Origin of the sequence: Streptomyces sp. NPDC044571 (assembly GCF_040647115.1) — a bacterium.
GTDB lineage: Bacteria > Actinomycetota > Actinomycetes > Streptomycetales > Streptomycetaceae > Streptomyces.
In genome coordinates this window covers 106,897-116,075 of sequence record NZ_JBEZBN010000015.1, presented here as the reverse complement: position 1 = coordinate 116,075, position 9,179 = coordinate 106,897, and the positions used below count along the sequence as shown (strand labels likewise).

General features: G+C 73.5%; 8 protein-coding genes. 3 read left to right on the top strand and 5 right to left on the bottom strand.

Going from position 1 to position 9,179, the window contains the following annotated elements:
* Positions 1-1,019: LacI family DNA-binding transcriptional regulator (locus AB0B01_RS10950; protein WP_361715668.1), on the bottom strand; the 1,019-nt coding region annotated here is incomplete at its 3' end.
* 149 nt (positions 1,020-1,168) lie between these two features.
* On the opposite strand from AB0B01_RS10950, the gene AB0B01_RS10945 reads away from it, so the two are divergent.
* On the top strand, positions 1,169-3,319 hold the full coding sequence (locus AB0B01_RS10945; RefSeq protein ID WP_361715665.1) for a GAF domain-containing SpoIIE family protein phosphatase: 2,151 nt from the start codon (positions 1,169-1,171) through the stop codon (positions 3,317-3,319).
* Between the two features lie 85 nt (positions 3,320-3,404).
* Complete coding sequence (locus AB0B01_RS10940) at positions 3,405-3,638, top strand: hypothetical protein (protein ID WP_361715662.1); 234 nt, start codon at positions 3,405-3,407, stop codon at positions 3,636-3,638.
* Positions 3,639-3,746: 108 nt separating this feature from the next.
* On the opposite strand, the gene AB0B01_RS10935 is transcribed toward AB0B01_RS10940, so the two are convergent.
* The 4 genes from AB0B01_RS10935 to AB0B01_RS10920 form a co-directional block, all read right to left on the bottom strand.
* Positions 3,747-4,304 carry a DUF4232 domain-containing protein gene (locus tag AB0B01_RS10935; RefSeq protein ID WP_361715659.1) on the bottom strand — a complete coding sequence of 186 codons (558 nt, stop codon included), beginning with the start codon at positions 4,302-4,304 and terminating at the stop codon, positions 3,747-3,749.
* Positions 4,305-4,414: 110 nt separating this feature from the next.
* Positions 4,415-5,434 carry a zinc-binding alcohol dehydrogenase family protein gene (locus AB0B01_RS10930; protein WP_361715656.1) on the bottom strand — a complete coding sequence of 340 codons (1,020 nt, stop codon included), beginning with the start codon at positions 5,432-5,434 and terminating at the stop codon, positions 4,415-4,417.
* A gap of 128 nt (positions 5,435-5,562) precedes the next feature.
* Positions 5,563-6,609 carry a hypothetical protein gene (locus AB0B01_RS10925; protein ID WP_361715653.1) on the bottom strand — a complete coding sequence of 349 codons (1,047 nt, stop codon included), beginning with the start codon at positions 6,607-6,609 and terminating at the stop codon, positions 5,563-5,565.
* Positions 6,606-7,913 (bottom strand): FAD-dependent monooxygenase, encoded by a 1,308-nt coding sequence (locus tag AB0B01_RS10920; RefSeq protein ID WP_361715650.1) that lies wholly within the window; start codon positions 7,911-7,913, stop codon positions 6,606-6,608. The genes AB0B01_RS10925 and AB0B01_RS10920 overlap by 4 nt, the downstream gene beginning before the upstream one ends.
* A 352-nt stretch (positions 7,914-8,265) precedes the next feature.
* Here AB0B01_RS10920 and AB0B01_RS10915 point away from each other — a divergent pair, with 352 nt between their 5' ends.
* Entirely contained in the window at positions 8,266-8,871 is a 606-nt protein-coding gene (locus AB0B01_RS10915) for a hypothetical protein (RefSeq protein WP_361715647.1), read from the top strand.
* Positions 8,872-9,179: the final 308 nt, after the last annotated feature.

Below are 9,179 nucleotides of genomic sequence, written 5' to 3'. Positions count from 1 at the left end.
GGCCCGGGGGGGGGGGGCCGGGGGGGGGGGCGGCCCCCCCCCCCCCCGCCCCCCCCCCCCCCCCCCCGCAGCCGGCCGAGCAGCAGCTCCACGGCTTCGAACGCCGCACGGTCCAGGTGCAGGTCGACGGAGGTCAGCGGCGGCTGGCAGGTCCGTGCCCGCAGCCCGTCGTACCGCGTGACCACCAGGACGTCCTGCGGGATCCGCCGGCCGCTGTCGAGGATCGCCCGGACGGCCCCCACCGCGAAGGTGTCCACGAGGGCGCAGACGGCGTCGATCCCGGGGTGCTCGGCCAGCAGGGCGGCGCAGCTGTCGTACCCGGCCTGCTCACCGCCCTCCTCCGGGGCGCTCGCCACCAGCGGGGCCCAGCCGTGCCGGGCCGCGGCGCGCTCGAAGACGTCCCGCGCGTCGACGCCGGAATGGCGGGACCCGGCCCCGACGATCAGCGCCGGCCGGCGCGCCCCCTGCTCGCGCAGGTGGGCGAGCAGCAGTTCGGCGACCTGGACCCCGCGCAGGTCCACGTACGGGGCCTCGTCCCCCGGCGCCACCGGGCGCCCCAGCGCCACGTAGGGGAGCCCCCGCTCACGCAGCTGTGCGATCGCCACGTCGTCCGTCTCGGGCTCCACCACGATCGCGCCGTCGATGTCCACCGAGTACAGCGGTGAGCCGGACCGGACGGGCGGTACGAGGACCAGCGCGTAGCCGTGCATCAGGGCGCGCTCGGCCGCCGCGGCGGCCACCTCCATGTAGAAGCCGAGCCGGGAAGGCCCGCCCGCGACGGCGAACGGCATCGACGACGCCAGGGCGATGGCCTTCGCCTCCCCCCGCCGCAGCCGCTGCGCGCGCAGATTGGGCCGGTACCCGAGCTCGGCGGCGATCGCCTTGATGCGCTCCCGGGTCCGGGGGTCGACCTTCCCGATCCCGTTCAGGGCGTGCGAGACGGTGGTCCGCGACACGGAGGCGGCGTGGGCCACATCGGCGATCGTCGGCGGCCGGGCACCGGAACCGGAAGCGGACATCTACGACAACGCTCCTCGCACTGCAACGGGAAGGACCCCCGCATCTTCGCCGACCACCCGCCCCCGCCGGAAGGGGCCCCGGGCAGGCCGAGGCTCGCCGGACCCGGCAGGTCCGGCGGCGAGGGCGCAGGTGGGGACACCATGGTGGTGTGCAGAACGTTCCGGGGCGCGAGCAGGGGGCAGGGCAGCAGGCGCTGGGGGAGGCGCTGGTGCAGGGGTGCGGCGAGGCCGGCGCGTCCATCGGCATGCTCTACCTGCCCGGTCCCACGAAGGACGTCCTCCATCTGGCCCTGACCGCCGGGCTGTCCCACGACTTCGCCGCCCCCTGGTCCCGCGTCGGACTGAACGATCCCATTCCGGTCGCCGACGCGGTCCGTGACCAGCGCCTCGTCTGGCTCAGCGGGCAGGAGGACACCGCGGCCCGCTACCCGCGCCTGGGTCTGGTCCTGCCCTACGACTTCGCGCTCGCGGCCGCTCCCGTGCCCGCGGAGCCGGCCGAGCGCCCCGTACGGGCCGGGGCGGGCGTCGTCCTCCTGTGGCCCGGCTCGCACGGCCCCGAGCTCGGCGCACGCGAACGGCAGGCACTGGTGGCCCTCGGCCGGGCCCTCGGCGGCATCCTGCGCCGGGCCGCGGACGACGGGCAGCCGGTCGAGCCGGCGGCGCGGCCCGTCATCCTGCGCCCACTGCCTCCGCCCACCCCCGGGCCGGTGGAGGCGGCCGCCGCCCTGGCCTTCATCCGGCGCCTGCCCGGGGGCAACTGCGCCCTCGACCTGAACGGAAAGATCATCTTCATCACCCCGGAAGCGGCCGATCTCCTCGGCGCCTCCGTGTCCCACCTGCGCGGAGCGCTGCCCTGGGAAGCACTTCCCTGGATGGACACCCCCACCATCGAGGACCATTACCGGGGTGCGGCCATCAGCCGCCTGCCCCGGAGCTTCACCGCCGCGCACCCCAGCGGCCGGCACCTGCACTTCGCGCTGTACCCCGACGACACGGGCATCAGCGTCCGCATCACCCCGACCACGCACGCCGCTCCCGCACCCGTCCACCCGCCGTCATCGCCGAGCAGGGCCACGGCCCTCTACCAGCTCATGCACCTGGCGGCCGCCCTCACCGAGACGGCCCACGCGCGGGACGTCGTGGACAAGGCCGCCGACCAGCTCGTACCCGCTCTGGGGGCCGAGGCCATGGCCCTGCTGATGGTGGAGGAGCACCGCCTGCGGATCGTCGGATTCCGCGGCTACACCGCCGAACTCATGGCCCGGTACGACGGGGCTCCGCTCACCACCGAGAACGCCACCACCGAGGTGCTGCGTACCGGCACCCCCCTGTTCTTCGCCAACCCGGACGAATTCCTCGCCGCCTATCCCGAGGCGGTGATCCGGGACGGGATGTCCGCATGGACGTTCCTGCCGCTGATCGCCTCCAACCGCCCCGTGGGCTCGCTCGTCCTCGCCTACTCGCGCCCCCACCCCTTCGCCCCCGGCGAGCGCGCCGTCCTGAGCTCCATCGCGGGGCTCATCGCCCAGGCCCTGGACCGCGCCCGCCTCTACGACTCCACGCACCAGCTCGCCCACAGCCTGCAGACCGGTCTCCTCCCGCACAAGTTGCCCCGCGTCGGCCACCTGGACGTCGCGGCCCGATACCTGCCCGCGGCACACGGCCTGGACATCGGCGGGGACTTCTACGATCTGATCCGCATCGACGACACCACCGTCGCCGCCGCCATCGGCGACGTCCAAGGACACAACGTCACCGCGGCCGCCCTCATGGGGCAGGTCCGCACCGCCGTCCACGCCACCGCCGGGGCACCTCCCGCAGAGGTCCTGGCCCGAACCAACCGGCTGCTGACCGACCTCGAACCGGGGCTCTTCACGAGCTGCCTGTACGCGCACATCGACCTCGCGCGGCGGACCGCCCACCTGGCGTCCGCCGGCCACCCGCCACCGGTGCTGCGCCGCCCCGGCGGCGCCGCCGCGATGCTGGACCTGCCGCCCGGCCTCCTCCTGGGAATCGACCCCGGCGCCGCCTACACCGCCGTCGAAATCCCCTTCACCCCCGCCACGCTCCTCGCCTTCTACACCGACGGCCTCGTCGAAGTCCCCGGCGTGGACCTTGAGGACTCCATCCGCGCCGTGGCCGACCGCATCGGCCGGGCCCGCGAGGACGAGCCCCTCGACGCGCTGGCCGACGACCTCATCCGCCACTCCCGGCGGAGCGCGCCCCGCACCGACGACATCGCCCTGCTCCTGCTGCGCTCGCAGCCGCCACCCGACCCGCACGGCCCCCCGGGAGCGTGAACGGCCGCGGACGCCGGGCAGCGGGGTCGCGTGTCATTGCGGAGCATGGAAGCGAGCACGGCGTCGTGCAGTGAGGAGCCTGGTGATGACTGAGTCTGGAGCCGGCGGTACCTATTCGCGGGTGGTCGTGTCCCCCGTCTATCCGGGCAGCCCGCCGTTTCGCATCGTGCAGGTCCGCGGCGACGTGCTCGGCCGGGCCCACGACGTGATCGACGTGGTCCGGCTGCTCATCTCCATCGGCATCGCCCACCCCGATCTCGACGACCCGGCGGTCATCCGGTGGGAGGGCGGGGACAAGTACACCTGGGCCGTGAGCTGACCGCGGAGCGCCGCGCACCGGCGGTCACCGCCCCGACCGCCGCTCCCGGCCGACACGGCCGGCCGGGAGGGCGTGGCCGGGCGGGGGAGCAAGGCGGAGCAGGCGTCGTCAGGAACCGCTCGCGCGGAAGGCCGTGGCACGGACGCTGTTGCCGCAGAGCGCGAACTCGCCTCCGTCATCGGGCGCCAGCTGGTACCGCGTGCCCGCAACGCCCACCACGAGCGTGGGGGCGACCGTCGGGGTGGCGCCGGAGACGCAGTATCCGTCCGCCTCACCGAGAACCGGTGTGAAGGAGAGCTGCGTCGAGGCCCGGCCGCCCACCGCCAACCGCACCGGCGCCGCCTTCCCCTGGCGGACGACGTTGAGGGGCCGGTTCTTGGCAGGTGAACCCAGACCCGCGAGGGCCACGGTGGGGAAGCCCGTCAGCACGCACGGCTTTCGGCCCTTGTTGACCACCGTGATCACCACCTGGCTCACCACCGTCCGGTGGGCAGCGGTCGCGACGGCCTGGTTTCCCGTACACGGGGCGGCCGGGGCCCGCAGCGAGGGGCTCCCCGCTGCGGCGGCCCCCGAACCGGCGCCCGTCAGCATCCCTCCCGTCACGAGGCCCGCCACCAGCAGCACGGACGAAAGCTTGGTCAGGGCACTTCTCGGTGTGCAGTTCATGGACGGCCCTCCACGGTCGACGGCGCCCCGAGCCCTCGTCCCAGGCTCGCACCAACCCGCCTCATCGGCCTCCGCGAGGCGTTGACCTGCGAGGACCCGCCACCGACCGGTCAGGGGCGGGCCGGTTCACGGCCGCTGAGGGCTTCGGCCGCCCCGGGGTCGTCGTCGCCTCCCCCGGGGAGGAACACGATCCGGGAGCCCGAGCGCACCGCCGATCCCCAGGCACCTTCCACATCGGCCAACGCCGTCCGCACGACCTCCGTGGTCGGCGTCAACGCGGGCAGCCGGGCGAGGAGTTCACGCAGGGCGGCATTGCGCCGTGCGCCCGAGATCGAGCCGAGGCCGCTTCCGCTGACGAGCACGTCCGCCTTGCGCAGCCAGGCCGACGGCAGGGTCATGTCGGGCCCGGCCGCGGAGCCCACCTGCACCCACCGAAGGGTCCGGGTGAGATCGGTACGCCGGCGCAGGATTCCGTCGACCGCCAGCTGTGCGGGCCGGTCCCACAGGTAGTCCAGCACGATGTCGGTGTCGCCCGCCGCCGCGCCGAAGGCCGTGGCGACCTCCTCGTCGGAGCCGTCCAGCGCCACCGTCCGGTGTGCGCCCAGCCGCGTCGCGGCCTCCAGTCCCTGCGGGTCCCGGCCGGCCGCCACCACGTGGCCGGCGCCCAGGTCCAGCGCCAGCTGCACCGCGGCCCGGCCGGCGTTCCCCGTGGCGCCGAGGACCAGGACCGACTCTCCCGTACGCAGCCGGCCCCGCTCCCGCAGGGCGATCCAGGCGGAGGACGCGGGGTTCATGACCGACGCGACAGCGACCGGATCGAGCCCCTCCGGAACCGGCATGAGCGCGGCACGCGGCACGGCGATCCGCTCGGCCATCGTTCCGTGCGGAGGCTCCGCCCCCGGCACGTAGACCAGCTTGCCCTCCGGGGTCCGGCCCACCCCGTCGAACCCGGGGATCAGCGGCAGCGCGTCATCCCCCGTGTAATGGCCACCCGACGCGAAGGAGCGGACCAGCGGGTACAGCGCGGCCGCCAGCATCTCCACGACCACCTCGTCGGCCGCCGGGGAGGGCTCGGGCACGGACTCGTAGCGGGGCGGATCTCCCAGGGCGTGGACCACGGCTGCGTACACGAACTACCCCCAAATGGGTGAAAAGACTGCGTGACGGACAGCCCCGATTGTGACGGCTGCCCACCGGGCGCGGCGGCTGCGCCACGCGGGTGGAGCGGCGTCCGCACCCCCGGCGGGGCCGGCAACCCTCACCGGCCGGCGGCAACCAGGGGCCGGACCCCGGCCGAGGGCACGAAGTCCGTCAGGGAGACGGTGTAGTCGCCCTGGTCGGGCCGGTAGGCCGTGCAGTACCGGGTGGGGTACCAGCCGGGCGTCCGCCATGCGGCCGGCTGCGGAACCGGTTCGCAGGTGCGGTGCCCGGCCGCGGTGCGCTGCCGTTCGAGGAACGCCTTCGTGAGCATGGGCTCGATGAAGACGAGTTCGCCCGCGTACGCGCCGTAGATGAGGGTCTGGCCGCTGAGGGTCCCGGTGGTCGGAGGGCGGCTGTCCAGGTGCGCGCCCATGGCGCCTTCGGCGGTCTGCGGGCTGCTTGCGGGGTAACCCGCCGGCAGGTAGGCGTCCGGGACGGGCTTCGCGGCCGCGGCCAGTTGGTCGCAGGCGATGAGCAGGGCGCAGCTCCCGGTCCTGATCCCCGCCCGGACCTGCTGGGGCACGAGGTAGAAGTGCACGTCGAAGTGGGGGACGTCGTAGCGGCCGTGCGGATTGTGGCCGTACGGGTTCCAGTTGAACAGCGCCCACTGGAAGGGGAGTGCGGGCCCCGTCGAGGCGGGTGGGGCGGCGGGCAGGGCGAGTTCGCGGCTGTGGCCGCCGACGCATTCGTGGACGGGGTCACGGCTCCCGTCGGCATCGGCGTCGAAGCAGTGCTTGCCGTCGGTGGGTGAGGTGGGCAGCCCGGTGAGGGCCGAGGCGGTGAGCGAGATCCCCAACTCCTCGGGCTTCCCGCCCTCGTACGCGCTGTACGCCCTGATCGTGCCGTTGCCGAGTCCGGCGGCGGGGCCGTACAGGGAGCAGGCCGCGGCGCCGGTCCCGTCCCGGCAGGTCGCGGTCCGCGGCGCGGAGCCGGAGCGCGGCGAGGTGTCCGGCGGCTGCCCGAGGGACGGCAGCAGGGCCGCCACCAGGGCGGCCGAGGCCAGCGCGACGGCGGCGGCCGGACGCCTGCGGGGGATGCGGAAGGTGTGCGTGCCGTTCATACGGTTCATGCGGTTGAAGCTGTTCATGCCGTTCGTGCCCTTCATGCCGGGCTCCACGAGGAACGTGCGTTCAGCGCTTCGGCGTCCACTCCCGTCACCTGGCGGGTGCAGGACCGGATACCGGCCAGCCTGTCGTCCGGCAGCACGTGGCGGATGTCGGTGAAACCGTGGGGTGCGAGGGCCTCCACCTGGCGGAGCACCGGGTCGGGCTCCAGTCGGCGGTGCGCCGCGAGCAGACGCGTGGTCTGCGGACGTCGGGCCGCCTCGTACCGCGCCAGGGCCTCGTCCACCCCGTGGCGGGCGAGCTCGTACGCCAGCACCCGGCCATCGACGATGGCCTGCGAGGCGCCGTTGGAACCGGTCGGGTACAGGGGATGGGCCGCGTCGCCGAGCAGGACCGCGCGCCCGTCCGTCCAGGCGGGGAGGGGGTTGCGGTCGATCATCGGGTACTGCCCGATCCTGGGTGCACCGGCAACGACGGCGTGGAGGTCGAGGAACTCGCAGCGCCAGCCCTCCAGGTGCGCCAGCACCTCCTGCGGCGGTACGGCGCAGTCGGGTTCGCCGCCGTCGCGCGGGCCGTTCGGGACGACCGCCGTGCCCTCGGCCCCCTCGACACGGCTTTCCACCACCCAGTTGAGCAGGCACCGGCCGTCCGCGCCGGGTCGGGTGACCGGATAGACCACCGCCTTCACCCGGGCATTGCAGCCGACGATGACCATCGTGCTGCCGTCGAGGAAGGGAAGCCCCTCGGTCAACCCCCGCCACATGCGGATCCCGTTCCACAGCGGTGGTCCCTCGTGCGGGTACATGGCCGCCCGTACGGCCGAGTTGATGCCGTCCGCGCCGACGAGCAGGTCGCAGGAGAACGGACCGTCCCGCCCGGCCGTGTACGCCGTCACGGTGGGCCGGCCGCGCCCGCGGTGCTGCTCGTAGCGGACCAGCCGGCATCCGGTGACGACCGCCTCGGGGCCGAGCCGGTCCCGTACCGCCGCCAGCAGCAGCTCCTGCAGGTGCGCCCGGTGCACCGAATACTGCGGCCAGTTGTAGCCGGCGGCGCGCCCGCGCGGCTCCGACCAGATCAGGCCGCCGTAGCGGTGGTGGTACTCCAGCGCGGAGGTGGCCACGGCGGTCCTGTCGAGCGCCTCGGCCAAGCCGAGCTCGCTCAGCTCCCGCACCGCGGCGGGCTGCAGATTGATCCCCGCACCGACCGCACGCAGCTGCGGGCAGGACTCCACGATCCGCACGCCGTCCAGTCCGGCCGCGTGAAGACTCAAAGCCGTGGTCAATCCGCCGATTCCGGCACCGGCGATCAGGATGCGCGGAGGATTCCTTCTGCCGTACGGGGACATGCTCTGCCCTCCTGGAAAGACCCCTCCACAAAAATGCGGCGGTTCACCCGGGAGCACAACCGCAGCGCCGCCGAGGCCTCGTGCACAGGGCGGCGGTTGTTCACCCGATCAGGCTACGGCCGAGTGCACCCTCACGAGTGACATGACTTTAATCGGGTGTCGACAACAGAAAGGCCGCGACATGCATAATGTGACGTTCGAACCGTGCGACGTCCAGCGCCTCCAGCATGCTGTTGACTACGCCCACCACGCCTCCAGGAAATCCCTCGACGCCCTCCTGCCGCCCTGGATACCGGACGGCCTGAAACGGGAAATAGGGAGCAGGTGCATTGTTTCCCATTGCGCCACACTGGTGTTCCCGGAAACGGTGGAATCCGCTCTGGAGTACTTCGAGGAAAACGGCTGGACCGCATCGGCGACGATACCCAGCGTTCTGGTGAAGCGCCGTCTGGCGGAACGTTACGGGCTCCCCGATGATGTGGACATACGGGTGACGCGGCTGCGGGTCACGGCCGGCCCGGCACCCGAGGTCGAGGTCTTCCTCTTCCCGCGGTCGAGCCCCGGCTACGAGGAGGACGTGGGCACGCAGGAGCGCGTCCACGGCTTCGAGAACCACGTGGGCCTGTTCATGGACCGGCCGGAGGCGGGCGCCCTCGCCCGGCTGGCGGACCGGCTGGAGACCTCCGGCCGGATGGTCTACGAGGGCTCGGCGCACAACCCGCACGAGAACACCACCATGCTGTACTTCGCGCCCAGCGCCCCCATGGCCAGGACCCGCCGCCGCTTTCCGCGGTGGGAACTCCAGTGCGCGGGCGACCTGACCGCGCTCGCCGCCCGCAGGCCGGTGCGGACCCAGGCCCTCTCCCGCGCCTACGCCGTGCTCAAGGCGAACCATGCGGACGCGGCCGTCCCGGCCTCCGCCGACCGGCCCGCTGCCGTACCGGTCCTCGAAGGCTGACCACGGCCCGCCGCCCCCTCGTCCGTCCCGGGCTCCCCGCCTCCGCGTGATTTCCCGCGAGGCGGGGAGCCCGTCTGCGCGGGCGGACCGGCCCTCCCGATTTTCGGCCGCCGGCGCGGTTTCGGCCCGGCAGGCCGGAAGGCTGCCCTCATTGGCCGGGAGGGCCCGTTCGATTTGGCCGTACGTTCCCGGTGTTCCATCATGTGAATGGGCATCAGCTTGTGACCGGCCCGGCAACTGTGCGCACCAGGTGCACCGTTGGCTGCGGCCCCTCGTCTGGTCCCGTCTATTTCAACTTTCATCTTCCA

What these genes read in the sequence shown, in the direction of transcription:
- AB0B01_RS10920 (WP_361715650.1), bottom strand. Translation starts at nt 7,913, where the DNA reads ATGTCCCCGTACGGCAGAAGGAATCCTCCGCGCATCCTGATCGCCGGT.
- AB0B01_RS10940 (WP_361715662.1), top strand. Translation starts at nt 3,405, where the DNA reads ATGACTGAGTCTGGAGCCGGCGGTACCTATTCGCGGGTGGTCGTGTCC.
- AB0B01_RS10925 (WP_361715653.1), bottom strand. Translation starts at nt 6,609, where the DNA reads ATGAAGGGCACGAACGGCATGAACAGCTTCAACCGCATGAACCGTATG.
- AB0B01_RS10935 (WP_361715659.1), bottom strand. Translation starts at nt 4,304, where the DNA reads ATGAACTGCACACCGAGAAGTGCCCTGACCAAGCTTTCGTCCGTGCTG.